Raw genomic sequence first — 25,694 nt, forward strand, 5'->3', positions numbered from 1 at the left:
GGAGGCCATGCCGTATTCGCATTGTGGATCAGCGCCATCGGAGTCGTCCTGTTGTCGAAAACGAGCGCAACTTAAATGAGAACGACTATCAATTGCAAAAAAAATCGACTGAGAAACTCCGTTTCCTGATGAACTGCTGACCGACCGGTCGGCGCGGCATTATACAAACCCGATCGAGAAGGATATAACGCCACGCTCGGCTGGTATTGGGAATGTAAGATGAGCGAACGCCCTGTGGATCTGACCATCAAGCCTGTAGTATCCGGCGCGCCGCGTATCGTGCCGGTGATCCTGTCGGGCGGCTCGGGCAGCCGGCTGTGGCCGATCTCGCGCGGGAGCTATCCGAAGCAGTTCTGGCCGCTGCTGACGGACAAGACGCTGCTGCAGGAGACGGCGCTGCGCGGCGAGGGCGCGGGCCTGTCCGCGCCGATCGTGGTGTGCAACGCCGAGCATCGTTTCATCATCGCCGAGCAGCTGCGTGAGGTCGGCATCCACGATGCGCGCATCGTGCTGGAGCCGGTGGCGCGCAATTCCGCCCCGGCGATCGCGGCGGCCGCCTTCCTGGTGGCCGAGACGGATCCGGACGCCGTGCTGTGGGTGATGGCGGCGGATGCGGCCATTACCGATGCCGGGGCACTGGGGCAGGCGCTGCAAAGTGCCGTATCCGCGGCCAATGACGGCCTGTTCGTCACCTTCGGCATGAAGCCCACGCGACCGGAAACCGGCTACGGCTATATCGAGCGCGGCGAGGAAATCGCGAATCTCGCGCATGTCTATCGCGTGGCGAAGTTCGTCGAGAAGCCGAGCGCCGCCGATGCCGAGACGCTGGTGGCGGACGGGCGGCACCTGTGGAACTCGGGCATGTTCGTGGCCCAGGCGAAGACCCTGCTGGCCGAGACCCAGGCCCATGAGCCGCAGGTGTATGAGAACGTGCGTCGCGCCGTGGCCGAACGTCAGACCGATCTGGATTTCGAGCGTCTCGGCGCCGCAGGCTTCGGCGCGGCGCCGGACATCTCGGTGGACTATGCGATTGCCGAGCGCACGCAGCGGGCCGCGGTGGTGCCGGGCGATTTCGGCTGGTCGGACATCGGCAGCTGGGATGCGCTGTGGGAACTCAGCCCCAAGGACGACGACGGCAACGCCACCTATGGCGACGTGTTCCTCGACCGTGCCCGGAACTGCTATGTCCGCTCCGACGGCATCGTGGCGACGGTGGCCGGCGTGGAGGACCTGATCGTCGTGGTGACGCAGGATGCGGTGATGGTCTCGCATCGCGACCGTGCGCAGGACGTCAAGCACATGGTCAGCCGCCTGCGGGCTGCCGGCCGCAAGGAAGCGCTCAGCCATAACCGCAACTATCGCCCCTGGGGCTTCTACGAGGGGCTGATCCAGGGCGATCGCTTCCAGGTCAAGCGCATCGTCGTCGAGCCCAACCAGAAGCTGTCGCTGCAGAAGCACTTCCATCGCGCCGAGCACTGGGTGGTGGTCGAGGGCACGGCGATCGTCACGCGCGACGAGGAACAGCACATGGTGCGCGAGAACGAGAGCATCTACCTGCCGCTGGGCTGCGTGCACCGGCTCGAGAACCCGGGCAAGATCCCGCTGACCCTGATCGAGGTGCAGTCCGGACCCTATCTCGGCGAGGACGACATCGTCCGCATCGAGGACGTCTATAGCCGGGTGCAGCAGGGCTGAGTCTCGCGCCCTCACGCGGTGGCCGTTCCGGTCGATTGATATCCGCATGACAGCAAGCCGGAGAGAACGAGAGTGAAGGTTGCGATTCTGGCGGTGGCCATGTCGGAGCGATACGATGCCGTCTGCAACGATGTTGCCCATCACTATCGGCTGTTGTCGGAAACGTGTCCGCTGGTTGAGGAGGTACGTGTTTTCGCGGGCGCATACGACGTCACGGCGTTTCCCGATGTGCCGGTAGAGACCTTTGAGCGCGCGGAGCAGTGGCTGGCGGACGATAAGGGGATCGTCGTGCTGCTGCATTATTGCGATGGCCACTTGCCGCAGGGCGCGCAATGGCGTGCCGAAGGCCGAAAGCTGATCGTGCGCTGGCACAATGCGACGCCGCCCTGGTTCACTTTCGGCGTGCAGAACCAGAACGCCAATCATGCGCTTCTGGGTTATCGCACCGTCATGGCGTTCATCGACCGGAGCGAAACCTGGTTCTGGGGAAATTCCGACTTCACGCGGGAGCAGCTTCTTGCATTGGGCGCATCGGCGGAGCGGTGCCGGGTCGTCTATCCGGCCAGCCGCTACCTCGATTCCGAAACGAGCTGGCCGACGGCGGATGACCCGACGAATGCCGGCGACGGTTTCGACCTGCTGTTCGTCAGCCGCGTGGTGGCGCACAAGGGACATACCAACGCAATCGCTCTGGCCGACCGTGTCCGGGAAATAACCGACCAACCCGTTCGGCTGCATATCGTGGGAAAAGGGTTCGACGAGCCGAGCGCGTTCTCCACGAAACTACGCGATGCGATTAAGGCAGCCCGCGCCGAAATCGTGGTGCATGGCGCCATTCCGGATGATGCGCTGATGTCGCTCTATCGGCATGCCGATGCGTTCATCTGTCTTTCCGAACATGAAGGCTTCGGTTTGCCGGTTTTCGAGGCCATGCGCCATCGATTGCCCGTCGTCGCCTGGGCGACGACCGCGTTCCGCACGTTACTGGCCGATCATCCATTCGCTTTTCCGAATTTCGATCTGGATCTTTTCGCCGCTGCCGTCGCTGCCCTGAAACAGCCGGGCGTGAAAACGCAACTGCTGGAGGTGCAATATGCGATCGCGCGGCAATATACGGCCGCAATGATCGCCGGGCAGGTCAATGATGCGCTGGCGGCCGTCGAGAGCCCGTGGGGACAACCTGCCAACGACGACCTGATGCGTGCCGCCGTCCGCTTCCGGCCCAATATCGCGCAGGCGCTGGATACGGCGCATCGTCGCATGCTGGAAGTCCATCCGAAGAGCTTCGACGATACCGTGGCGTTCGACGCGCACATCAACGTCACATCGCTTTACGACCTGCGGATGTTCAAGGATTTCATCCGGCAGAAGCAGGACATCATTACCGCCTTGACGACACCCGTCGCGCGCCCGTCGGTCATGTTTCCACCTGCCGAGTTCTCCTTGCATCGTCACGTTGGGACGAAAAGCACGTCGGCTGAGGGCAATGGCCCGACGGCGCAGACGATGCCCGCTGCGTATCTCGTTTTCGGACCTTATGCGCGGTTGCCGGTCGGGCAATACGAGGCCACGATGGACGCCGTCCTGACCATCGATTCCGACGGTATTTTCGCGTTCGAAATCGACGTCAGCGCGGACGGGCAGGAATGCGTCAAGCGTAGCCTGACGCTTGGACAGGGTATCTACCGGCTGGATGAGCCGATCGCGTTCGGCTGGGCGCAGGAAGGCGCACGGATGGAATTGCGACTGCGCGCGGTGGAGCCGTTCCTTGGCAGCCTGGTCTTCTCCGGCGCCACAGTGACGAAGACCGATGTTCCGGCAACCGTTGGCAAGGCGGCACCGGCGAGCGGCGTGCCGTCTTTCACGTTGCCGACATTAACCTGGCCCGCATGGGGCACGGCGTTGCGGCGGATGCCGGGCAAGCGACGCGCCCGCAGGACATTCCGGCAAGGCAATGCCGCGCGCGACGCCGGGCAATGGGTGGAGGCGGCACGGCTATACGATGCCGGGCTGGAAGACGATCCCGATAACTTCGCCTATCTCGTGCAGGCCGGGCATATGTACAAGGAAGCGGGTGTGAACGAAACCGCGCTGTCCCGTTATGCCGCCGCGTACCGGCTCAATCCGGGCGATGCCGATCTGTGCCTTCAGATGGGCCATTTCTTCAAAATGACCGGCGACAAGAAGAAGGCGCGGGATTTCTATGAAAAGGCCCTTTCGGCATGCGGCGACATTGCGGCGGACGCTGGCGGCGAGCTTGCGTCGATGGGTGGCGGCTGACGCGCCGGACGGCACGAAATTCGAACGTCGAAAGGCGTTTGCGAAACGATGATCCGCTTGCATGGCGGCGCTGGGACGGACTTGGACACGGTCATGAAAATAGCTTTCCTCGTACAAGGGCTATTCGAAAAAAGCGACTCGATCGGTTACGATTGCGTCTACGAATATCAGCGCGTGAAGAACTTTTTCCCGGACCTGCCGCATGACATTCGCATTTTCGCGGAGCGTTTCGATACCGGGCATTATGCCGGCGTGCCGATCGAAGGGCTGATGGCGTTTCATGACTGGTGCCGCAACAATCCTGACGGCACGGTGATCTATCATTACTGCGGCGCATGGCGCGAGATGGACGAGTTCCTCGTTCGGCGTCCCGCGCGTTCGGTCATTCGCTGGCACAACAATACGTCGCCATGGTTCTATTTTTCCAAGGAGGCATACCTCGTTCATACGATCGAGGGCTTCGACAATATCGTCGATATCGCCGACAAGCCGAACCTGTCTTTCTGGGTGAATTCTTCCTTCACGCGCGATCAGTTCATTGCCCTCGGTGGCCAGGCATCGCGTTCGGCTGTGGTTTTCCCCGCCAGTCGCTATCTCGAGAAAGCGGATGAGGGGCCTGCGAAAGCGCGCGTTTTCGCGCCGGATGGCACCATCAATATGCTTTTCGTCGGGCGTGTGGTGCAGCACAAGGGACATAAGGCGATCATTGCCGTGGCCCGACGCGTGCACGAGACGACAGGATGGCCGGTCACCGTGCGCTTCGCGGGGCGTGAAGACGACGTGAAGGAAGATATCGCGGCTTTCGCGCAGACGATTGACGGCGTGGAGACCATCTTCTGTGGCGAGGTCTCCGAGGCGGCGCTGGAGGAGCTTTATCGCATCTCCGACGTTTTCCTGTGTCTATCGGAGCATGAAGGTTTCGGGCTGCCGGTTTTCGAGGCCATGCGCTGCGGCCTGCCGACCGTCGTCTGGTCCACGACCGCACTGCGTGAACTGATGGTCGATCACCCTTTCGGTTTCCACCTTTACGATCTCAACATGTTCGCCGCCGCCGTGGTGTCCCTGCGTGACGACAAGGTCTATCGCGCGGTGCTCGATGCCCAGCGCCATGTTCTGGCGACATACACGGCGGCGATCGTGGACGGGCAGATCCGCGATGCCCTGTCCGCTCTGGAAAACCTGAACGCGCACGACGTGTATGCGTCCCTGCCGACCACATTGCGTGCGATGCCGCAGCTCGCGGCAGCTGTCGCGGGTCAGATGCAAAAAGCGCTGAGCCACCCGACGGAGACGAAGGCGATCGAGCGGGACAGCGGGTACAACCTTTTCTCCCGTTACGATATCGAGACATTCAGGATGTTGTTCGATCGTGCCGATCGCCTGCGCTTCGCCCCGTTCGAGAATATTGGAAGTGGTGGGGGTTATCGGATTGCCGCCAGGGATTTTCGTCACAAGGGCGGCGAGGTGGAAGATGGGTGCCTGAGCTTCCCCTGGGGTCATTATCCGAAGGGGCACCTGATTTTCGGACCATATATCGAATTACCGCCTGCGCATTATGTCGCGACATTCGATTTATCCGTGCGGATGGAGGGCGGCAGGACGATCGAGGTGGATGTCGCCTCCGTTCGGCACGGCACGCTGGCACGGCGTAAAATCACGCTGCGCAAGCTGGACGCGTCGCCGCCGAGCGTAGCGTTCGAAGCGAAAGAAGCGGGCGATACATACGAGTTCAGAGTGAAATTTCCGCAGGGCTGTAATGGCGAGCTGACGTTTCGTGGCGTCTCGCTCGGCCAGGGCGCATAACCCATCCGGATCAAAGCCGATCTAACGGCGGAGTTTTGCCGCGCGCCGACGGTGGGCCGAATTGGGAATGCCGAGGCTCTCGCGATATTTGGCGACCGTGCGGCGCATGATGTCGATACCGTCCGCCTGAAGTCTGGCCGCCAACGCATCGTCCGACAGGATGTCCGTCTCCGCATCGATCAGGGCACGCAGGCGGTGTCTGATTGTCTCCGCGCTTTGTCCGCCATCGGTCGTCGTACCCACGGCATTCGAGAAGAAGGCACGCAGGGCGATGACGCCTCGGGGGGTATCGATAGAGCGTGAAGCGGTGATGCGACTGACGGTGCTTTCGTGCAGGCCCGTTTTTTCCGCGACTTCACGCAGGGTCAGCGGGCGCAACGCGGAGAGGCCCGTTTCGAGGAAAGGTGCCTGATGCGTCACCAGCACGCGGGCGACCGCCAGCAGCGAGCGTGAGCGCTGGGCCATGGCCTTCATCAGCCAGTTCGCATGGCCCGATCGTTCGCGCATATAGGCTTTTGCCGATCCGTCGGCGGCAGCCAGGCGCGTGGCAAATGTGGTGTCGATCCGCACGCGCGGCAGGGTCTCTTCGTTGAGTTCGACGGCGAAGCCGCGATCGTCCCGATAGGCGATGACGTCCGGCACGGCGGGCTGTCCGGTGAATTCGGGGTCGAAACCCGGCTTCGGGTCGAGGGCGCGCAACTCGGCGAGCATGTCGGCGAAATCCTCATCATCGACGCCGCAGCGTTTCTGCACGCGGGCGCGTTGCCCGTCTGCCAGCAGGTCGAGATTTGCCAGCAGGATCTCGACAGCGGGGTCGTATCGGTTTTTCGCGTGGAATTGCGCCGCCAGACATTCCGCGAGATTGCAGGCGAAGCAACCGACGGGCTCGAATTGCATCATGATCCGCCGGACGGCCTCGACCTGCCCGACAGGCAGGCCCAGCATGTCGGCCACGTCCTGCGGCGTGCCTTCCAGCCGTCCGTTGGCGTCCAGCATGGTCAGCAATATCTCGCCGATCGTTCGTTGCGTTGCATCGAGCGCGGCGAAGCGCAGTTGCTCGGCCAGTTTTTCGCGTACGGATGGCGTGGTCGCGCGCTCCAGCGGGGAGAGATCGTCGGCCGTGCGGTCCGGGTCCTCGTCGTGGATCAGGGTATCCAGCGGTGCATCGTCGAGGCTGTCGCCAATGCGGTCCGTCTCTGTGGCGATGTCGTCGGATATCGGCGCGTCGTCAGGCGGCTCGGCTGTCTCGCCGAGGCCGATATCGACGATCAGCAGCGGGTTGGTCTCGGCTTCCGCAAGCAGATAGGCGAGGGCTTCCTGATTGGAGCGCTGCAACAGGCCGATTGCCTGTTGCAGGCGCGGCGTCATGGCCAGCGTGCCGGTTTGCCGAAGAAGGAAGCCGGGCGCTTGCATGGCTGGCGGTGGCTAGAGCGAGAAGTTCTCCCCGAGATAGACGCGCCGAACATCCTCGTTGGCGACGATCTCCTCAGGGGTGCCTTCGGTCAGGACCTCACCGCTATGCATGATGTAGGCCCGGTCGATGACCTCCAGCGTTTCACGCACGTTGTGGTCGGTGATGAGCACGCCGATACCGCGATCCTTCAGATGCGAGACCAGATCGCGGATTTCGCCGACGGCGATCGGGTCGATGCCCGCCAGCGGCTCGTCGAGCAGGATGTAGTTCGGCTGGCTGGCCAGGGCGCGGGCGATTTCAAGCCGTCGCCGCTCGCCACCCGATAGTGCCAATGACGGCGAACGGCGGAGGTGGGAGATGCCGAACTCGGCCAGAAGCCCGTCCAGCATGGTTTCGCGGCGTGCGAAATCGGGCTCGACGACCTCGAGTGCCGCCAGAATGTTCTGTTCGACGTTCAGGCCCCGGAAGATGCTGGCTTCCTGCGGCAGGTAACCGATTCCAAGCCGGGCGCGGCGATACATCGGCAACTGGGTGATGTCGGCGCCGTCGAGTGTGATGACGCCCGCATCCGGCTGCACAAGACCGACGATCATGTAGAAACTGGTGGTCTTGCCCGCGCCGTTCGGCCCCAGCAGGCCCACGGCCTCGCCACGCTGAACCTGTAACGAGACGTCGCGCACGACCGGGCGCTTCTTGTAGCTCTTGCCGATGCCATGCGCGATCAGGCCGTCCTTCAGGAGCGGGTTCGGCGTCGTATGTCGGGCGGTGAATGTATTCTGGTCGTTCACTTGGTGCCACCGGGCTTGCTGCTGTTGGCCTCGTTCGGGATCACCAGGCCTTCGATACGCTGGCCCGGCATCGGGTTCATGATCGCCACGCCGGTTTTCATGTTCACGATCGCGGAGGCGCCGTTATTCTGGTTCTGCCCGCTCGTGACGTGGACATGGCCGATCAGTCGGGCCATCTGCGTATCGAACATATAGACGCCGCGATCGCCGGTCGCGGTCTCGTTGGGGGTGCGAAGCAGGACATGGCCCCAGCCATAGGCGCGGTCCAGCTTCGTGTTGCCGCCCATCGGGCCATTGCCGGCACCGTTTGCATCGCCGCCATTCGCGGGGGCTTTCGGCGATGCATCGTCCGGCTTGCTGAACGCGACCAGCACGTCGGCACGGACCCGCTTGCCGTCGTTGGTCGTCACGGTCGCGTCGCCGCGCCCGACGGACATGCGGGTATCCGAGTGATATTCCATCACGTCGCGGGCCGTCATGACATCCTGCGGTGTGACGAGCTTCAGCGCCTTGCCGGTCATGACCATCGTCGCCTGATCGATGTCGTAAAGTGCCTTATCGCCCCAGGCCTGATCCGTGGGCGTATAGATGTGGACATGGCCGACCGCTTCCATGCGGTAGAGCTCCATGCTGCCACCCATCGTGTCGTTGCCGCCATTCTGATCGGCGGTCGCGGGCTTCGGTGGCGGCGCGCCCGGCGGCGGGGCCTTCTTGCGCAGGAAGCCGATCAGCTGGTCCGCGTCGATCGTGACATCGCCACGAACCGCCCGCGCGCGATCGACGAATGTGACCGTCTGCGCATCGTGATCGTATGTCTGGGGGCCGGCGGAGCTGATATGCACCTGCTCCCCGTGCGAAAGGTCGATGCCCTGCGCCCGCGCGCCCATCGTGGTCACGGCGACCGTGACGGCCAGCAGCGGTGCCGCCATCGCTGGCAGGCGTCCGATCGTGCTCATGGTGTCGCCCGCTTGTCGGTCGGCGAGGCGTCGGGCCGGGCGTTCGGCGTGCCCATGGCGTCTTGGTCGTCGTTGCGTATCACGCGTTCCGGTCCTGTGAATTGCAGCAGTCCAGCATGCTGATCGAGAAAGTAGCCCTGTGCGTCGAGAACGCCAAATGGTCCCTCGGCATGGACGCCATCATTCGATGCGATGACGCTGCGCTTGAGGTCGATATCGGCGGTCGGGCCGTTCATCAGCGTGCCGTCGTCGCGATACAGCACGACATGCCCGGTCAGGTTGAGTGTCTGCTCACGCTGCATATACACACCATGATCGGCGCGCACGTCGGCCCAGCTGTTGCCGCCGAGGAAGATGTCCGCCACGGGATCTGTCATGTCGATCCGGTCCGGCCCGTTCTGCTGCGTCACGCGCGAGGTAATCATGTACGGCCGGTCATGGGCATCGAGGCCGCGATAGGTCGCGCCTTCCATGTTCCCGCTCTCGACCTTCATGCGCGACATCTCGCGGATTGCGGCGCGGTTCTCGTTCATCAGCCGGGCGATCTCCGGCCAGACGGCGATCGACCCCAGCAGAAGAAGCGCCAGACTGGGAAGCGCCCATTTCGCCGCCCCCAGCAGCGAACGACGGCGTGCCATGTCCGCCGCGGTCGGAACCTGGCGGTTGCGACGATCGCCCTGGGCGCGCATCGCCTCGCGCAGGGCCACCAGTCTCGCGGTGTTGCGCTCGAAATCGCTGCGCTGCGGTCGCTGGTCGGAGTCGTCGGTGCTCACGCGATGCCTGCCCGCAGGAGATCGTGCACATGCACGATGCCGATCGGCCTGCCGTTTTCGTCGAGAACGAACAGACTGGTGATCGGCTTCGTCCGCGCATTCATGACGCGCACGGCTTCCTGGGCCAGCGCGTCCGGCGTGATGGTAATCGGCCCGCGGTTCATGATCGTCTCGGCACGCGTGGTGCTGAGATCGTGCATCAGGGCGGGTCGCAGGTCGCCGTCGGTGATGAGGCCGATCAGCCTGTCTTCGTCGTCCAGCACACCCATGCAACCGAACGCCTTGCGCGTCATCTCCATGATGACGGCCGAAAGCGGCATGTCACCGCGTCCCAGCGGCAGGGCCTCGCCCGTATGCATCAGCGTCTGGACGGGACGCAGTTTCGCGCCGAGCTGCCCGCCGGGGTGGAAGGCGCTGAAGTCGTTCGCCGTGAAACCGCGCTGCTCCAGAAGGGCGATGGCCAGCGCGTCGCCCAGCGCCAGCTGCATCAACGTGCTGGTGGTCGGGGCCAGTCCCATGGGGCAGGCCTCACGCGCACGGGGGATCGTCAGGACGTAGCTGCTGGCGCGCGCCAGCGTCGATTCCAGCATGGCCGTCACACCGACGATCGGCAGATCGTGCCGCACGCCATATTCCAGAAGCGCCGCCAGTTCGCTTGTTTCTCCGGATTGCGACAGGATGACGAGCACATCGTCATCGCCGATCATCCCGAGATCGCCATGTGCGGCTTCCGCCGGGTGCACGAAAAGGCTGGGCGTGCCGGTGGAAGCGAGAGTCGCCTGAATTTTGCGGGCGATATGACCCGATTTGCCGATTCCGGAAAGAATCACCCGTCCGGAACAGGTCAGGATGCGCTCCACGACCGCGGCAAAGGCGCTTCCGAGGCCATCCGTCGCGGCCAGCGCATCGCGCAGATGCTCCAGCCCATGGCGCTCGGCTTCCAGCGTGGCCGCCGCGCTCCGCAGACTCCGCGTCGCGCGATCGGCGGCATGTTGCTGCGATAGGAGGTTGAACTCGGTCATAGCCGCTGTCATCCCGCTTTGTGACCTATCGGTCAATCGGCAACCGGGTTCCGATATATTACCGTGTCACTCTTATGCACGATGCGAAAAGATGTCCGGCTCTTCGTAGCCCAGAAGGTCAAGCCGTGCGCGGGCCGGCAGAAAATCGTAACAGGCCTGCGCCAGATCCCGGCGCCCCTCGCGGATCAGCAGGGCTTCCAGCTTCTCCCAGAGGGCGTGCAGATGCAGCACGTCGGACGCCGCGTAGCTCTGCTGCTCCGGCGTGAGCGTCGCCTGACCCCAGTCCGACGTCTGCTGATGCTTGGCGAGTTCGACCCCCAGCAATTCACGGCAGAGTTGCGCCAGACCATGACGTTCGGTGAAGGTGCGGACCAGACGCGCGGCGATTTTCGTGCAGATGACCGGCGCGACGGTGATGTCCAGCGCGTGTTGCAGGATCGCGACGTCGAAACGGGCGAAATGCATCAGTTTGGTAACGCTGTCATCGGTCAGAAGGGCTTTGAGATTGGGGCAGTCGGCATAGCGGCCACCAAGCGAGACAGGTCGGATCTGCACTAGATGCGCCTCGCCGTCGCCAGCGGAAAGCTGCACCAGGCAGAGGCGGTCGCGATGGGGGTTGAGACCCATGGTCTCGGTATCGATTGCGACGACCGGGCCGAGGTCGAGGTCGTCCGGCAGGTCGCCGTCATGAAGATGAAAGACGGCGCTGGCTCGGCTCATGGCGTTTCGCAATCTTCGCTGAAAGCACGGAAGCCGGCGATCGCTCGCCGGCTTTCCCGTTGTGCTGGTGCCCAGAAGAAGACTCGAACTTCCACGTCCTTGCGGACACAGGTACCTGAAACCTGCGCGTCTACCAATTCCGCCATCTGGGCTCAGAGGCAACCCGGTAATGCGAAACCCGATCGGGTTTTGGCATCCGGGATGGTGTCGAGGCGTTTAGCCGCAAGGTTGGGTGGCGTCAACACCCTGCGAAGAAAATTCGACAGGCGATGATGAGTGAGGGAACAGGCATGACGAAACGTATTGCGACCGTAATCGGCGGCCATGGCTTTATCGGCCGCCATGTCGTGGAAGGGCTCGTGGCCGAGGGCTACACGGTGCGTGTCACCTCGCGTCGACCCGACCGGATTCGCCGTCTCCGCCGTCTGGGTGGCGGAAACAAGGTGATACCGGTCTATGCCAGCGTCACCGATGCCACGACGTTGCATGCCGCAATCGATGGCGCGGAGGGCGTCGTCAATCTCGTCTCGATCCTGACGGAAAGCGCGCAGGCGACTTTCCATGCCATCAATGGGCAGGCTGCCGGGCGTGTGGCGCGGATCGCGGCGGAACATGACGTGGCACGCTACGTGCACGTCTCGGCCATCGGGGCCGATCCGCAGTCGCCCTCCGCATACGGTCGCAGCAAGGCGGAAGGCGAGGCAGCGGTGCGCCGCATTTTCCCTCATGCCGGGATCATCCGTCCGTCCGTCGTGTTCGGGCCGGAGGACAGGTTCCTGAACATGTTCGCCACAATGGCGCGTTTTCTTCCCGTAATGCCGGTATTTTGCGGTGATACTCGTTTTCAGCCGGTCTATGTCGGCGATGTGGCCGCGGCGATCGTGACGCTGCTGGACGAGCCGCAGGTGTCTGCGCGTCTGGTCGAGGCCGGCGGACCGGATATCCTGACGATGCGCGAAGTGATGCGATATGTGATGACGCAAACAGGCCATCAGCGTCCGCTCCTGACAGTGCCGTTGCCGCTCGCCCGTCTGGAAGCCAGTCTGTTTGAACGCCTGCCCGGCAAGCTGTTGACCAATGACCAGATCAACATGATGCAGAAGGATAATGTCGTGGCGAGCGAGGCCGTGACCTTGGGTGAGTTGGGGATCGAGCCTACGCCGATGAGCAAGATCGTGCCGCAATATCTGCATCGTTCAGCCAGATAGGGCCGAACCGGACATAACGCCGCAAGAAAATTGCGCCTCCGGAGAGGGAAAAAAGCGGATTTATCCTGAAAGGTCAGTCTTGCTGACTTAAAAAAAGATCATGCCTGAATTAGCTGACGCCGACCGGTGGAACAGGTTCGCCGTAGCTGATGAAGGAACGCGCCCGTGGCCGAGCGTATGCTGCAATTCGTCTCTCTGCCGCAGGAAATGCCGGAGAAGCGCGCCGTGGCGGAACGTCGCGCGGATTTTGGCGAGATTTATCGGGCTTTCGCTGTCGAGCGTGCCGAGCAGCAGGCCAGCCGGTGCTCGCAATGCGGCATTCCGTTCTGCTCCATCCATTGCCCGCTGGGCAACAATATCCCTGACTGGCTGAAGCTGACGGCGGAGAACCGGCTGGAGGAGGCATACGTCGTCTCCGCCGCAACGAATACTTTCCCCGAGGTTTGCGGACGCATCTGCCCGCAGGACCGGCTGTGCGAAGGCAATTGCGTCATCGAGAAGGGCTTCGAAAGCGTTACGATCGGCGCGGTCGAGAAGTTCATCACCGAGACGGCATTCGAGAAAGGCTGGGTAAAGCCCAATCTGCCGCAGCGGGAGCGGTCACAGAGCGTCGGGATCGTCGGTGCGGGGCCGGCCGGTCTGGCGGCGGCCGAGCGCCTGCGGGCGCTGGGCTATCAGGTGCATGTGTATGACCGGCATGATCGTGTCGGCGGGCTGATGGTCTACGGCATTCCGAGCTTTAAGCTGGAGAAGCACGTCGTGTCGCGGCGGCATGCCCTGCTGGAGGAGCAGGGGATCGTTTTTCATCTCTCGACGCCGATCGGCGCGGCGCCGGGCGAAACACCGCTCGAGGAATTGCGGGCGCGCCATGACGCGGTGTTCGTCGGAACGGGTGTCTATCGCTCACGGGAAGTGCGGGTGCCGGGCGTCGGGTTGGGTGGTGTCGTGCCGGCCATCGATTTCCTGACGGCGTCCAATCGGCGCGGCTATCATGAGGAGCCGGGCGACGATGCCCACCTGCATGCGCGCGGCAAGCGTGTGGTGGTGATCGGCGGTGGCGATACGGCCATGGACTGCGTGCGCACCTCCATCCGGCAGGGCGCGGAAACCGTGACGTGTCTGTATCGGCGCGATCGCGCGAACATGCCCGGCTCCTTGCAGGAAGTGACGAATGCCGAGGAGGAAGGCGTGCAGTTCACCTGGCTGTCCACGCCCGAGGCTTTCCTGGGCGACGTGGATGTCACGGCTGTTCGCGCTCATCGGATGCGCCTGAGCCTGCCGGATGCGAGTGGACGGCAATCCGTGGAGCCGGTGCCCGAAAGCAGTTTCACGGTGGAGGCCGATCTCGTGGTCAAGGCGCTCGGCTTCGATCCGGAACCGCTGCCCGAAATGTGGCAGGCGGACGATCTGGCCGTGACGCGCTGGGGCACGCTCAAGGTGCGTCCCGGTCATTTCGAGACGAGTCTGCCGGGTGTCTTCGCCGGGGGCGACATCGTACGCGGGGCATCGCTGGTCGTCTGGGCGATTCGCGATGGGCGCGATGCGGCGGCGGAAATACATCAATGGATTTCGGCGCGGGCCGAGAAGAATCTGGAAGCGGCGGAGTGAGCGATATGTCGGAGCAGAATTTCGTTGCGGCGTATGACGAGAACCGCCGTCGTCTCGAAGGGCTTTACGATGCGTCGCAGGAGCGGGATGCCTGCGGCGTGGGGCTGGTCGCCGCACTGGACGGCAAGCGCCGGCGCGATGTGGTGGTGGCCGGTATCGATGCGTTGAAGGCGCTCTGGCATCGCGGGGCGGTGGATGCCGACGGCAAGACCGGTGATGGTGCCGGCATTCATGTGGAAATTCCGCAGGATTTCTTCGCCGCCGCCATTCACAGCGCGGGTGACGACCATATCGAGGGCCGCATCGCCGTGGGCATGGTATTCCTGCCCAAGACCGATCTGGCCGCGCAGGAGGCGGGGCGCGCGATCATCGAGCGCGAGATCCTGGATTTTGGCTACGGCATCTACGGCTGGCGGCAGGTGCCGATCGACACGGCGTGCATCGGCGAGAAGGCGAATGCCACCCGTCCGGAAATCGAGCAGATCATGATCCGCAACCGGCTGAAGCGCTCGGAGGCGGAATTCGAACGCGACCTTTACGTCATCCGTCGCCGGATCGAGAAGGCGGCGGCGACGGGGCATGTGGACCTGTATGTCTGTTCGCTGTCCTGTCGCTCGGTGATCTACAAGGGCATGTTCCTGGCGGAGAACCTGACCGATTTCTATCCGGACCTGCTGGACGAGCGCTTCGTCTCGCGTTTCGCGATCTACCATCAGCGTTATTCGACCAATACCTTCCCGACATGGAAGCTGGCGCAGCCGTTCCGTCGCATCGCGCATAATGGTGAGATCAACACGATCTCCGGCAATGTGAACTGGATGCGCAGCCACGAAACGCGTCTGGCCGATCCCGAACTTGATCCATACATGGCCGATCTCAAGCCTGTCGTGCAGGCGGCGGGTTCGGACACGGCGATGCTCGATAACGTATTCGAGTTGCTGACCTATGCCGGGCGCGATGCGCCGATGGCCAAGACCCTGCTTGTGCCGGCCAGTGCCGGCGCGAACTCGGCGATGACGTCGAAGCAGAAGGCGCTGTTCGCCTATTGCAATGCGGTCATGGAGCCGTGGGACGGTCCGGCGGCGCTGTGCGCGACCGATGGGCGCTGGGTGATCGCCGGGCTGGACCGCGCCGGCCTGCGTCCCCTGCGTTACACGATCACGCGGAACGACCTGCTGGTCGTGGGGTCCGAGACGGGGATGGTGCGTTTCAAGGATGCCGAAATCCGCCTGCGCGGGCGCCTTGGGCCGGGCGAGACGCTTGGTCTGGACCTGCAGGAAGCGAAGCTCTACGCGCCGGAAGAACTGCTGAACCTGCTGGCCGAACGGCAGGACTTCACCGTCTGGACACGCAATATCCGCAACATCGGCTCGGTGGTGCGCGATGATGTGGCCGAGCCGGTGCTCTTCTCCAGCGATATGCTGCGTCGTCGCCAGCTCGCCGTCAGCCTGACGCATGAGGAGATGGAGACCATTCTCCACCCCATGGTGGAAACCGGCGCGGAAGCCATCGGCTCGATGGGCGACGACACGCCGCTTCAGGTGCTTTCCAGCACTTATCGCGGTCTGGCGCATTACTTCCGGCAGGGGTTCAGCCAGGTCACGAACCCGCCGATCGATTCCCTGCGTGAAACGCGCGTGATGAGCCTGATTACGCGGTTGGGCAATCTCGGCAACGTGCTGGACCAGTCGCCGGCGCAGTGCGACCTGCTGCAACTGCCGAGCCCCGTGCTGACGAGTGGCGAGTTCGATGCGCTTCGCCAGTTCTGCGGGCGGGATGGCGCGCTGGTGGATTGCACTTTCGATGCCGCGTCGGGCGAGGAAGGGCTGCGTGATGGAATTGCGCGTATCCGGCGGGAGACGGAGGATCATGTGCGCGGCGGTTGCACGCATCTGTTCCTGTCCGACGAGAACCAGAGTGCGGAACGCGCCGCGATTCCGATGATTCTGGCAACGGCGGCGGTGCATGTGCATCTGGTGCGCCAGTCCCTGCGCACCTTCACCTCGCTCAACGTCCGCTCGGCGGATGCCATGGACGTGCATGCGATCGCGGTGACGATCGGTGTCGGCGCGACGACGGTCAATCCCTATCTGGCGCAGGAATGCATCCAGGATCGCCTGAACCGTGGCCTGTTTGGGGACATGACGCTGCGTGAGGCGGTGGAACGTTACCGCAAGGCGGTCGACAAGGGTCTGCTCAAGATCATGTCCAAATCGGGCATCTCGATCGTCTCGGCTTATCGCGGCGGCTATAATTTCGAGGCGATCGGCCTGTCGCGGGCGCTTGTGGCGGAGTTTTTCCCCGGCATGGCGTCGCGCATCTCCGGCATCGGCCTGCCCGGCATCGCGCGCAATGTGCTGACGGCGCACGAAACGGCCTGGGGTGGCGCGGTGGAGGCACTGCCCATCGGCGGTCTCTACAAGCTGCGCCGCAGCGGTGAGGTGCATGCCTTCAACGGCCAGCTCGTGCACATGCTGCAAACGGCCGTGGCGACCGACAGCTTCTCGCTGTTCCGTCGTTATGCCGATGCGGTGCGCCAGCAGCCGCCCGTGGCGCTGCGCGACCTGCTGGACTTCCGCAGGGTGCGGGAGCCGATCGCGGTGGATGATGTGGAGAGCATCACGCAGATTCGTCGCCGTCTGGTCGCGCCGGGCATCTCGTTGGGTGCGCTGAGCCCCGAGGCGCACGAGACCCTGGCGATCGCCATGAACCGCATCGGCGCCAAGTCGGATTCCGGCGAGGGTGGCGAGGATGCTTCCCGCGCCAGGCCGCGCGCCAATGGCGATAATGCCTGTTCGGCAATCAAGCAGGTGGCGTCCGGCCGGTTCGGCGTGACGGCGGAATACCTGAACAATTGCCGCGAAATCGAGATCAAGGTCGCCCAGGGTGCGAAGCCGGGCGAGGGCGGCCAGTTGCCGGGTTTCAAGGTCACGGAACTGATCGGCAAGCTGCGCCACGCCACGCCCGGCGTGACGCTGATTTCCCCGCCGCCGCATCATGATATCTATTCGATCGAGGATCTGGCGCAGCTCATCTATGACTGCAAGCAGATCAATCCGACGGCGACGGTGACGGTAAAACTCGTGGCGCGGACAGGCATCGGCACGATCGCGGCGGGCGTGGCCAAGGCCAAGGCGGATGCCATCCTGATTTCCGGTCATTCCGGCGGCACGGGTGCCAGCCCGCAATCGTCGATCAAATATGCCGGTCTGCCGTGGGAGATGGGTCTGAGCGAAGCGCATCAGGTGCTCATGCTCAACCGTCTGCGTCACCGCGTGACGCTCCGCACCGATGGTGGTCTGAAGACCGGCCGGGACGTGGTGATCGCCGCGATGCTGGGCGCGGAGGAGTTCGGCATCGGCACGGCGGCGCTGGTGGCGATGGGCTGCATCATGGTGCGGCAGTGCCACTCCAATACGTGCCCGGTCGGCGTCTGCGTTCAGGACGAGGCGTTGCGCGCCAAGTTCGAGGGCACGCCGGAGAAGGTCATCAACCTGTTCTCCTTCATCGCCGAGGACGTGCGCAATATTCTCGCTGAACTCGGTTTCCGGAGTCTGGCGGAGGTGATCGGTCGCACGGATCTGCTGCGTCAGGTGTCGCGTGGTGCGGATTATCTCGACGATCTGGACCTTAATTCGCTGCTGGTCCAGGCCGATCCGGGGCCGCATGCGCGCTACTGCACGCGTGACGGGCGTAACGAGGTGCCGGAGACGCTGGATGCGCAGATCATTGCCGATGCGCGCCCGCTGTTCGATCATCGCGAGAAGCTGCACCTGCATTACACGGTGCAGAACACGCATCGTGCCATCGGCACGCGGGTGTCGTCACTGATTACGCGCCAGTTCGGCATGCATGCCCTGCCGGCGGACCATCTGACCTTGCGTCTGCGTGGTTCGGCGGGTCAGTCGCTCGGTGCCTTCGCCGTGCAGGGCCTGAAGCTCGATGTGGTGGGCGATGCGAACGACTATGTCGGCAAGGGGCTGTCGGGTGCGACGATCGTGGTGCGGCAGTCACCGACGGCGGCGCGCCGTTCGGAGGAGAATGCCATCATCGGCAACACCGTCCTCTACGGTGCGACGTCGGGGCTGCTTTTTGCGGGCGGACAGGCGGGCGAACGCTTCGCTGTGCGTAATTCCGGTGCCACAGCCGTGGTGGAAGGCTGTGGCTCGAACGCCTGCGAATACATGACCGGCGGGACGGTGGTCATCCTTGGCCGGGCGGGTGACAATTTCGGTGCCGGTTTTACCGGCGGCATGGCGTTCGTGCTGGATACCGACGGCAATTTCGAAAGCCGCATCAATCCCGATACGCTTTTATGGAATCGGGTCGACGGCGCCGAATACGAGACGATGCTGCGTGAGTTGATCGAGCGTCATGCCCGGGAGACCGGCAGCGCCTATGCGACGGAACTTCTGCATCGCTGGGAGACGACGCTGGGCCGCTTCTGGCATGTCGTGCCGCGCGATTATGCCCGGATCATCGGCTATCAGCCACCAGCCGCAGCGCAGGCGGCCTGATCCGCGACCTGACGAACCGGCCATCCGGTTCGTCAGGCGGGCCTTCAGGAGAGGGCGCGACCTTCCGCGTAGCCGAAGCGGAGGTAATGATGGAAAGGGCCTAATTCATAACCCTGAACGTCCGGGTTGGCAGCGAGGTAGGCGGCTGAATCCCACAGCCGGTATTGGCCCCGCGCGTGCAGCACCGTACGCCCGCCGTGGGAGGGGGCGTAGAAGGTCACCTCGTCGGCGTATTTGTTGTAGTATTCGGCGGGTTCCATCAGCAGAAGATCGATGAGATGCACCCCCGGTGCATTGGGAGTCTGCTTGTAGGCGAGCAATGCCTCGCGGTCGGTCAGGTCGGCGGCGCGTGGTTCCATCTTGCGCCGGGCGCGTTGCTGGGTTTCCTCGAACGACGCGTTGTGCCAGTGCAGATAGGTCAGCGGCACGGAAACGTAACCGGGTGTTTTCGACTGGGGATCGTGCTGGCCGTTGTCGATGATCTCCATCGTCCGCGCGGGAAGGAACCCTTTGTGAAACGCGCGATCTGGTGCGAACCAGCCTGGACGCCCCGGAACGTTGAACATCAGCATGTCCATCCGGCAGGATTGCGACAGTCCTTTCAATTGGTTGAGCGTGCGGTGGATATCGGCCTTATCCGTGCTGAGGCCGTTATCCGTTACGGCCGCGAGGATTTCGTCGCAATCGAGCGGCAAGGCAAAGTCGTAGTCGAAGGTATTGTCCCAGGATTTGACGATGTTGCCGAAGTGGCCGCCCTTGTTGTGGAAGTCGTTGAGCGTGTCATATCCCCAATAGATACGCACCCCTGCCTTTTCAGCTTCCTTGAGAAGATCGATCGTCATCGGATCGACCGATCCGTTATCCATGATCTCAAGGTTCGGGAAATCGAACAGATTGCCATAGTGGGTGAGCCAGCGCGCGAGATTGTCTCCCTCGTCGCGTTGCATCATGATAACCCTGACTTTGGCCATGTGATCCAGGTATCCAGTAATTGGCGAAGTTTACGACCATTCTCATCAAAAGCCTTGCGAAGCAACATGTTCCGAACCCGGTCGTCTTCGACCGGATGCACCGGATGCACCGGATGCACCGGATGCACCGGATGTGGCGTTGTCGTAGCGCAACACGCTGGCACGTGCGGCAATATGGGGCAGCGTCTCATGACGTTCGGCGAACGCGTCGCGCTCCAGCCGCTCGCAATAATCGAGATAGCGAAGCAGGGCGCGCTCCGCCCGGTTTCCCGGACCGTGGACGCGTTTGTAATGCCGCCACAGCATCAGGACATTGACCGACCATGCGTCATAGGCGTGTTCCATCAAGCGACGGCGAACGGCCGTCGGTAACTGGTCGAATGCTGCCCAGTCGTCGCCATCGAAGCGTCGCCAGATTTCTTCACGACGTGTCTGATCGTTTGTTGTGACGTGATCCATTCGCGGAGTTGGCATGAACACCGGGTGCCTCTTTAAACGTCCAATGAGTTAGTTATGATATAACATACCATTTAATATTGTCATGCGTCCGTCATCGTGCACCGCTTGCCAGACATGCCTGATCCGTCCTTTTCTTTTGCCGAAGCCGGAGCCTGGGGAGTTCGCACCGTATGTCCACTCGATCGATGGAATCGTTCTTCGATCTCGTCGGCACTGATTTCGTGCCGTTCAACGAGGTCGATGGCGCCCTGGAGCGTATTGCTGCCCTCTATCACGAAGGCGTGGCGAAACTTCGGGCCGCGTTCGCGGCACGTGAGGCTGTGACGACCTTCTATCCCTATCTCGCATTCCCGTTGGCACGTGGCGTGACGCCGACCGATATCCGGCCCCCTTTCGACAATATCCTGGAGCCCGCCTTCTACGGCACCACGCTGACACGCCCATCCCTGTTCAGGACTTACTGGCGCGCGCAGATCGAAGACCTGCTGACGCATTACCGGCAGCCTGTCTATGTCGGTCTGTCCAAACGCCCGATGCCGTTATCCTACGTCATGGAAGATGCCGTTACCGGGCTGGCGGAAAGTGACATGCGGATCCTGCAGAATCGCTTCGCGCTGCCCGATCTGCACGCGACGGACGATACGATCGCCAATTGCGAGATCGTGCCGCGTCCGGACCAGCCGCGTCCGTTGGCGCTGTTCACGGCCGAGCGCACCGATTATTCCCTGGCGCGGCTGCATCACTATACCGGAACCGCGCCCCGGCACTTCCAGCGTTTCATCCTGCTGACCAACTATCAGCGCTATGTGGACAGCTTCCGGGAGTATGGCCGCGCCCAGGTCGATCTCGGCACGGAATACGATGCTTTCGTCGAACCGGGAGATGTCGTCTATCGCGAGGGCCGGTCGACCGGCACGCCGCTGGCCAGCCTGCCGCAGATGCCGGCCTATCACCTGCGCCGCCCGGATGGCGACGGCATCACGCTGGTCAATATCGGCGTCGGCCCGTCCAATGCCAAAACCATTACGGACCATCTGGCGGTGCTGCGGCCGCATTGCTGGCTCATGGTCGGGCATTGCGCCGGCCTGCGCCGCTCGCAGGTCCTGGGCGACTATGTTCTGGCGCATGGCTATGTGCGAGACGATCATGTGCTGGACGACGACCTGCCGCCCTGGGTGCCGGTGCCGCCGATCGCCGAGGTTCAGGTGGCCCTGCAAAAGGCCATGCTGCGCGTCACCGGGCTGGACGAGCGCGATATCAAGACGCGCCTGCGAACCGGCACGGTCATGACCACCGACAACCGGAACTGGGAACTGCGGCTGCAGGCGCTGTTCGCGCAGATCAACATGAGCCGGTCGATCGCCGTCGACATGGAATCGGCCACCATCGCCGCGAACGGTTTCCGCTTCCGCGTGCCATACGGCACGTTGCTCTGCGTCTCCGACAAGCCGCTGCATGGCGAACTCAAGCTGCGCGGCATGGCCAATGCGTTCTATCGCGAACGCGTCAGCCAGCATCTGATGGTGGGAATCGAGACGATGCGCGATCTTCGGGCGCGAGGCATGACCAGCCTGCATTCCCGGAAGCTGCGCGGCTTCGACGAGCCGCCGTTCCGGTAGGCCGCATCGCAAGGCGGAAAGGCTTTTCCCGCGGCAGGCGACATTACGGCGGTCGGCGCGTTGCAGACGCACATGCCCATCGCGAAAGGCGCCTTCATGACGACGGAACTCGGCCTTCTTATCGTTACCATTGTCTTCGGCCTGTTTCAGGTTCTGGGGACCGGCATGGTCGTCAGCCAGGAGCGCGGACTGAATTTCTCCATGAGCGCGCGGGATGACGAACGCCCGCTGACCGGCGCGCGGGCGCGTATCCATCGGGCCTACCGCAATTTCATGGAGACGTTCGGCTTCTTCGCCGCCGCCGTGCTCGTCGCGGGGCTGCTGGGACGGCATGACGCCCTGACACTGTCCGGCGCGTGGGTCTATGTCATCTCGCGGTTCATCTACTGGCCGCTCTATGTCTGGGGCGTGCCGGTGATTCGCTCGCTCGTCTGGGGTGCGTCCGTGGTCGGGATCGTGCTTGTCCTGCTGGGGATTGTCGTCGGATGAAATGCGATGTGCCGCCTTCCGCAATATTCGGTTTGACCCGCCCGCCATGCGCTCTAATCTCGGCATCATGAACAGTCATCTTTCCCGTCCCCGCCATGACGCCAATGCCGGTTCGTCCGCGACACCCGACGACGGTGCAACACCGCGCTGGGATCTTTCGGATCTCTATGCCGGCCTCGACGATCCGGCGATCACCGATGATCTGGCGGCCTGTGAAGCGCGCGCCCGGCGTTTCGCCGAACGCTGGAAGGGCCGGATCGCGACGGTCACGGCGCCCGATCTGGCCGAGGCGTTGGCCGAATATCAGGCCATCGACGAGGGGCTGGGCCGGTTGGGTTCGTTCTCGCAGCTCAGCTTTTCCGCGCATACGACGGACCCGGCCACCGGGCGTTTCGCGCAGGATATCCAGGAACGACTGACGGATATCTCCGCGCATCTTCTGTTCTTCACGCTCGAACTCAACCGCGTCGAGGATGCGCCCCTTGCCGCGCTGACCGCCGATCCGGCGCTTGCCGGATGGCGGCCATTCCTGCGCGATCTGCGGGTGTTCCGTCCCTATCAGTTGTCGGACGATGTCGAGCAGGTCCTGATGGAGAAATCCGTCACCGGTCGCGCGGCGTGGAACCGGTTGTTCGATGAGACCATGGCGACCCTGACGGTGACGCTCGACGGCGAGGAAAAGCCGCTGGGCGAGGCGCTCAACCAGTTGTCCGACGCCGACCGGGAGAAGCGCCGTCTGGCTGCCGGGCAGGTCAGCGCCGTGCTGGACGGCAACAAGCGGCTGTTTGGGATGATTACCAACGTGCTCGCCAAGGACAAGGCGATCGGCGACGGCCTGCGTGGCTATCCGCGCCCGACCTCCAGCCGCAATCGCGGCAACATGGTGGAAGACGAGGTCGTGGATGCGCTGGTGGCGGCGGTGGATGCGGATTATCCGCGTCTGGCGCATCGCTATTACAGCATGAAGGCGAAATGGCTCGGGCTCGACAGGCTTCAGCACTGGGACCGCAACGCGCCGCTGCCGGGCGCCGACGATCGGAGGATCTCCTGGCCCGATGCCAAGAACATCGTCCGGTCGGCCTACGATGCCTTCGATCCACGCCTTGGCGAGATCGTCGGGCGTTTCATGACCAATCCCTGGATCGATGCCGCCGCCGTGCCGGGCAAGTCGTCCGGCGCGTTCGCCCATCCGACGGTGCCGGGCGTGCATCCGTATATCCTGATGAACTATCATGGCCGCACGCGGGATGTGATGACGCTGGCGCATGAACTGGGGCATGGCGCACACCAGATTCTGGCGGCAAGGCAGGGTTATCTGCAATCGGCCACGCCGCTGACGCTGGCGGAGACGGCATCTGTCTTTGGCGAGATGCTGACGTTCCAGTCCCTGCTGGATGCCGAAACCGACCCGCAGCGTCGGCGCCTGATGCTCGCGGCGAAGGTGGAGGACATGCTCAATACGGTCGTTCGCCAGATCGCCTTCTATCAGTTTGAGACCCGGCTGCACGACGAACGCAGGAAAGGCGAGATTTCGGTCGAGCGCATCGGCGAAATCTGGCGTGAGGTGCAGACGCGCAGCCTGGGGCCGGCCTTCGAATTCACGCCGGATTACGACATCTACTGGTCCTATGTGCCGCATTTCGTCCATTCGCCGTTCTATGTCTACGCATATGCCTTCGGCGATTGTCTGGTGAATGCGCTTTACGGCGTGTTCCGCAATGGCGCGCCGGCGTTTCAGGACAAATATATGGCCATGCTGGAAGCGGGGGGCACGAAGCGCCACAAGGAACTGCTCGCGCCTTTCGGGCTGGATGCGACGGACCCGGCCTTCTGGCGCAAGGGCCTCGATGTGATTGCGGGCTTTATCGACCAGCTTGCCCAGGATGAACCGGAGGCACGCCGGTCATGAGCGAACCCAACGATCTGGACCAGACCGGCCTGCTTGGCGAACTGCGTCGTATGGCGCGCACGTCCGGGGCCGTCGGTGGCATTGCGGCGCGGTTTGCCGGAAGTCGCCTCGGCATACGCTCCAACAAATCCGTCCACGCCAATGATCTGAAAGCGGCGCTTGGCGGCCTCAAGGGGCCGTTGATGAAGGCGGCGCAGCTGCTGTCCACCATTCCGGGGGCGCTGCCGGATGAATATGCGGAAGAACTTGCCCAGTTGCAGGCGAATGCACCGCCGATGGGATGGAGCTTCGTCCGTCGGCGCATGACGGCCGAACTGGGCGCGGGATGGGAACGGAAATTTCGCTCCTTCAGCCATGATGCCGTTGCAGCGGCCAGCCTCGGGCAGGTGCATCGTGGCGTGACGGCGGACGGGCGAGCCGTTGCCTGCAAGTTGCAATATCCGGACATGACAGCCGCCGTCGAATCCGATCTGCGGCAGTTCAGGGCGGCGGTCGGGCTGTTTCAGCAATTCGCGCCGGTCATCAAGCAGGAAGACGTGCTGGTGGAACTGACCGAGCGTCTGCGTGAGGAACTGGATTACGAACGGGAGGCGTCGCATCTGCGTCTCTATCACCTGATGCTGGCCGATACGCCGGACGTTTCCGTGCCGGAGCCTGTTGAGACGCTTTCCACCAAGCGGTTGCTCACCATGGACTGGGTCAGCGGGCGCGGGTTGCAGAAAGTGCTGGATACCAATCCCACGCAGGAGCAGCGCGATGCCATCGCGCGTGCCCTGTTCCGCGCCTGGTATACGCCCGTCTATCGCTATGGCGTTATTCATGGCGACCCGCATATGGGCAACTTCACGGTGCGCGATGACTTCGGCCTGAACCTGCTGGATTTCGGTGCGATCCGGATTTTCCCGGCGCGATTCGTCAAGGGCATCATCGAACTGTTCACGGCGCTGAGCGAGAAGGACGAGGAACGCGCCTTCCATGCCTATGAACTCTGGGGGTTCAAGGGGATCACGCGTGAGACGGCGCGGATTCTGAACGAATGGGCCAGTTTCCTTTACGGTCCATTGATGGATGACCGCGAACGCCTGATCCAGAACAGCGACAATCCCAGTGAAGGGCGTGAATTGCTGGAGAAGGTCTATGAAGGCCTCAAGCGGACAGGCAGCGTGCAGCCGTCGCGTGAGTTCGTTCTGGTGGACCGCTCGGCCATCGGTCTGGGGAGCGTATTCCTGCGGCTGGGGGCCAAATTGAACTGGCACCGGATGTTCCAGGAACTGATTGCCGACTTCGACGAACATGCCTTGGCCGAGCGGCAAAAGAACGCCCTTGCGGCGGCACGTGTGCCACCACCGTTGAGCGGGATTTAAAGTCGGGGCGTCCCCCCGGCATAAGGGCAACTTCGAAGCCTGATGCAAGGGGCTGAAAGCGCCGCGCGACCGGAAATACGAAACAGGGGCGTCGATATC

18 protein-coding genes and 1 tRNA gene are annotated in these 25,694 nt (G+C 63.1%); 10 read left to right on the forward strand and 9 right to left on the reverse strand.

Annotation, left to right across the window (positions count from 1 at the left end):
* The first annotated feature begins 219 nt into the window (after window positions 1-219).
* The 3 genes from A0U93_RS11125 (at window position 220) to A0U93_RS11135 (ending at window position 5,778) form a co-directional block, all read left to right on the forward strand.
* Window positions 220-1,695 (forward strand): mannose-1-phosphate guanylyltransferase/mannose-6-phosphate isomerase, encoded by a 1,476-nt coding sequence (locus A0U93_RS11125; RefSeq protein ID WP_077807407.1) that lies wholly within the window; start codon window positions 220-222, stop codon window positions 1,693-1,695.
* Window positions 1,696-1,767: 72 nt separating this feature from the next.
* Window positions 1,768-3,975, forward strand: coding sequence for a glycosyltransferase (locus A0U93_RS11130; RefSeq protein WP_077807408.1), 2,208 nt, complete (start codon window positions 1,768-1,770; stop codon window positions 3,973-3,975).
* A 93-nt stretch (window positions 3,976-4,068) separates the two neighbouring features.
* Entirely contained in the window at window positions 4,069-5,778 is a 1,710-nt protein-coding gene (locus tag A0U93_RS11135) for a glycosyltransferase family 4 protein (RefSeq protein WP_169852750.1), read from the forward strand.
* A 21-nt stretch (window positions 5,779-5,799) separates the two neighbouring features.
* On the opposite strand, the gene rpoN is transcribed toward A0U93_RS11135, so the two are convergent.
* The 7 genes from rpoN to A0U93_RS11170 all read right to left on the reverse strand — a co-directional run bounded on the left by rpoN (window position 5,800) and on the right by A0U93_RS11170 (window position 11,603).
* Window positions 5,800-7,191, reverse strand: a complete 1,392-nt coding sequence (gene rpoN, locus A0U93_RS11140; RefSeq protein ID WP_077807410.1) for an RNA polymerase factor sigma-54 — start codon at window positions 7,189-7,191, stop codon at window positions 5,800-5,802.
* Between the two features lie 12 nt (window positions 7,192-7,203).
* On the reverse strand, window positions 7,204-7,980 hold the full coding sequence (lptB, locus tag A0U93_RS11145) for an LPS export ABC transporter ATP-binding protein (protein ID WP_077807411.1): 777 nt from the start codon (window positions 7,978-7,980) through the stop codon (window positions 7,204-7,206).
* Window positions 7,977-8,936, reverse strand: coding sequence for an LptA/OstA family protein (locus A0U93_RS11150; RefSeq protein ID WP_077807412.1), 960 nt, complete (start codon window positions 8,934-8,936; stop codon window positions 7,977-7,979). The genes lptB and A0U93_RS11150 overlap by 4 nt, the downstream gene beginning before the upstream one ends.
* On the reverse strand, window positions 8,933-9,709 hold the full coding sequence (lptC, locus tag A0U93_RS11155; protein WP_077807413.1) for an LPS export ABC transporter periplasmic protein LptC: 777 nt from the start codon (window positions 9,707-9,709) through the stop codon (window positions 8,933-8,935). The genes A0U93_RS11150 and lptC overlap by 4 nt, the downstream gene beginning before the upstream one ends.
* Window positions 9,706-10,731 carry a KpsF/GutQ family sugar-phosphate isomerase gene (locus A0U93_RS11160; RefSeq protein ID WP_077807414.1) on the reverse strand — a complete coding sequence of 342 codons (1,026 nt, stop codon included), beginning with the start codon at window positions 10,729-10,731 and terminating at the stop codon, window positions 9,706-9,708. Before A0U93_RS11160 ends, lptC begins: the two co-directional genes overlap by 4 nt.
* Before the next feature lie 72 nt (window positions 10,732-10,803).
* Window positions 10,804-11,451: a ribonuclease D gene (locus A0U93_RS11165; RefSeq protein ID WP_077807415.1), complete on the reverse strand. Its 648-nt coding sequence runs from the start codon at window positions 11,449-11,451 to the stop codon at window positions 10,804-10,806.
* Between the two features lie 65 nt (window positions 11,452-11,516).
* Window positions 11,517-11,603, reverse strand: a tRNA-Leu gene (locus tag A0U93_RS11170).
* 138 nt (window positions 11,604-11,741) lie between these two features.
* On the opposite strand from A0U93_RS11170, the gene A0U93_RS11175 reads away from it, so the two are divergent.
* From A0U93_RS11175 to gltB, 3 genes are all read left to right on the forward strand, one after another.
* Window positions 11,742-12,659: a complex I NDUFA9 subunit family protein gene (locus tag A0U93_RS11175; protein ID WP_245824839.1), complete on the forward strand. Its 918-nt coding sequence runs from the start codon at window positions 11,742-11,744 to the stop codon at window positions 12,657-12,659.
* Between the two features lie 165 nt (window positions 12,660-12,824).
* Window positions 12,825-14,267 (forward strand): NAD(P)-dependent oxidoreductase, encoded by a 1,443-nt coding sequence (locus tag A0U93_RS11180; protein ID WP_147150817.1) that lies wholly within the window; start codon window positions 12,825-12,827, stop codon window positions 14,265-14,267.
* Between the two features lie 5 nt (window positions 14,268-14,272).
* Window positions 14,273-18,784: a glutamate synthase large subunit gene (gene gltB / locus A0U93_RS11185; RefSeq protein WP_077808479.1), complete on the forward strand. Its 4,512-nt coding sequence runs from the start codon at window positions 14,273-14,275 to the stop codon at window positions 18,782-18,784.
* Window positions 18,785-18,828: 44 nt separating this feature from the next.
* Here gltB and A0U93_RS11190 read toward each other — a convergent pair whose 3' ends face one another.
* On the reverse strand, window positions 18,829-19,755 hold the full coding sequence (locus tag A0U93_RS11190) for a glycosyltransferase family protein (RefSeq protein WP_077807418.1): 927 nt from the start codon (window positions 19,753-19,755) through the stop codon (window positions 18,829-18,831).
* Window positions 19,756-19,800: 45 nt separating this feature from the next.
* Entirely contained in the window at window positions 19,801-20,229 is a 429-nt protein-coding gene (locus A0U93_RS11195) for a DUF6525 family protein (protein WP_245824841.1), read from the reverse strand.
* A 155-nt stretch (window positions 20,230-20,384) separates the two neighbouring features.
* Between A0U93_RS11195 and A0U93_RS11200 the strand changes: the two genes are divergently transcribed.
* The 4 genes from A0U93_RS11200 (at window position 20,385) to A0U93_RS11215 (ending at window position 25,595) form a co-directional block, all read left to right on the forward strand.
* Complete coding sequence (locus tag A0U93_RS11200) at window positions 20,385-21,833, forward strand: AMP nucleosidase (protein ID WP_077807419.1); 1,449 nt, start codon at window positions 20,385-20,387, stop codon at window positions 21,831-21,833.
* A 72-nt stretch (window positions 21,834-21,905) separates the two neighbouring features.
* Window positions 21,906-22,322, forward strand: coding sequence for an MAPEG family protein (locus A0U93_RS11205; protein WP_211274006.1), 417 nt, complete (start codon window positions 21,906-21,908; stop codon window positions 22,320-22,322).
* 46 nt (window positions 22,323-22,368) lie between these two features.
* Window positions 22,369-24,231 (forward strand): M3 family oligoendopeptidase, encoded by a 1,863-nt coding sequence (locus tag A0U93_RS11210; protein WP_245824842.1) that lies wholly within the window; start codon window positions 22,369-22,371, stop codon window positions 24,229-24,231.
* The gene (locus A0U93_RS11215) at window positions 24,228-25,595 is read left to right on the forward strand and encodes an ABC1 kinase family protein (protein ID WP_077807420.1); all 1,368 of its coding nucleotides are present in this window, start codon (window positions 24,228-24,230) and stop codon (window positions 25,593-25,595) included. The genes A0U93_RS11210 and A0U93_RS11215 overlap by 4 nt, the downstream gene beginning before the upstream one ends.
* Window positions 25,596-25,694: the final 99 nt, after the last annotated feature.

It is taken from the genome of Neoasaia chiangmaiensis (assembly GCF_002005465.1).
Classification (GTDB): domain Bacteria; phylum Pseudomonadota; class Alphaproteobacteria; order Acetobacterales; family Acetobacteraceae; genus Neoasaia; species Neoasaia chiangmaiensis.

Excerpts from the sequence above, each read along its gene's own strand:
- A0U93_RS11165 (WP_077807415.1), bottom strand. The coding sequence starts at position 11,451 with ATGAGCCGAGCCAGCGCCGTCTTTCATCTTCATGACGGCGACCTGCCG.
- A0U93_RS11175 (WP_245824839.1), top strand. The coding sequence starts at position 11,742 with ATGACGAAACGTATTGCGACCGTAATCGGCGGCCATGGCTTTATCGGC.
- A0U93_RS11215 (WP_077807420.1), top strand. The coding sequence starts at position 24,228 with ATGAGCGAACCCAACGATCTGGACCAGACCGGCCTGCTTGGCGAACTG.
- rpoN (WP_077807410.1), bottom strand. The coding sequence starts at position 7,191 with ATGCAAGCGCCCGGCTTCCTTCTTCGGCAAACCGGCACGCTGGCCATG.
- A0U93_RS11200 (WP_077807419.1), top strand. The coding sequence starts at position 20,385 with ATGTCCACTCGATCGATGGAATCGTTCTTCGATCTCGTCGGCACTGAT.
- A0U93_RS11210 (WP_245824842.1), top strand. The coding sequence starts at position 22,369 with ATGCGCTCTAATCTCGGCATCATGAACAGTCATCTTTCCCGTCCCCGC.
- gltB (WP_077808479.1), top strand. The coding sequence starts at position 14,273 with ATGTCGGAGCAGAATTTCGTTGCGGCGTATGACGAGAACCGCCGTCGT.
- A0U93_RS11160 (WP_077807414.1), bottom strand. The coding sequence starts at position 10,731 with ATGACCGAGTTCAACCTCCTATCGCAGCAACATGCCGCCGATCGCGCG.
- A0U93_RS11150 (WP_077807412.1), bottom strand. The coding sequence starts at position 8,936 with ATGAGCACGATCGGACGCCTGCCAGCGATGGCGGCACCGCTGCTGGCC.
- A0U93_RS11195 (WP_245824841.1), bottom strand. The coding sequence starts at position 20,229 with ATGCCAACTCCGCGAATGGATCACGTCACAACAAACGATCAGACACGT.
- A0U93_RS11205 (WP_211274006.1), top strand. The coding sequence starts at position 21,906 with ATGCCCATCGCGAAAGGCGCCTTCATGACGACGGAACTCGGCCTTCTT.
- A0U93_RS11125 (WP_077807407.1), top strand. The coding sequence starts at position 220 with ATGAGCGAACGCCCTGTGGATCTGACCATCAAGCCTGTAGTATCCGGC.
- A0U93_RS11190 (WP_077807418.1), bottom strand. The coding sequence starts at position 19,755 with ATGGCCAAAGTCAGGGTTATCATGATGCAACGCGACGAGGGAGACAAT.
- A0U93_RS11135 (WP_169852750.1), top strand. The coding sequence starts at position 4,069 with ATGAAAATAGCTTTCCTCGTACAAGGGCTATTCGAAAAAAGCGACTCG.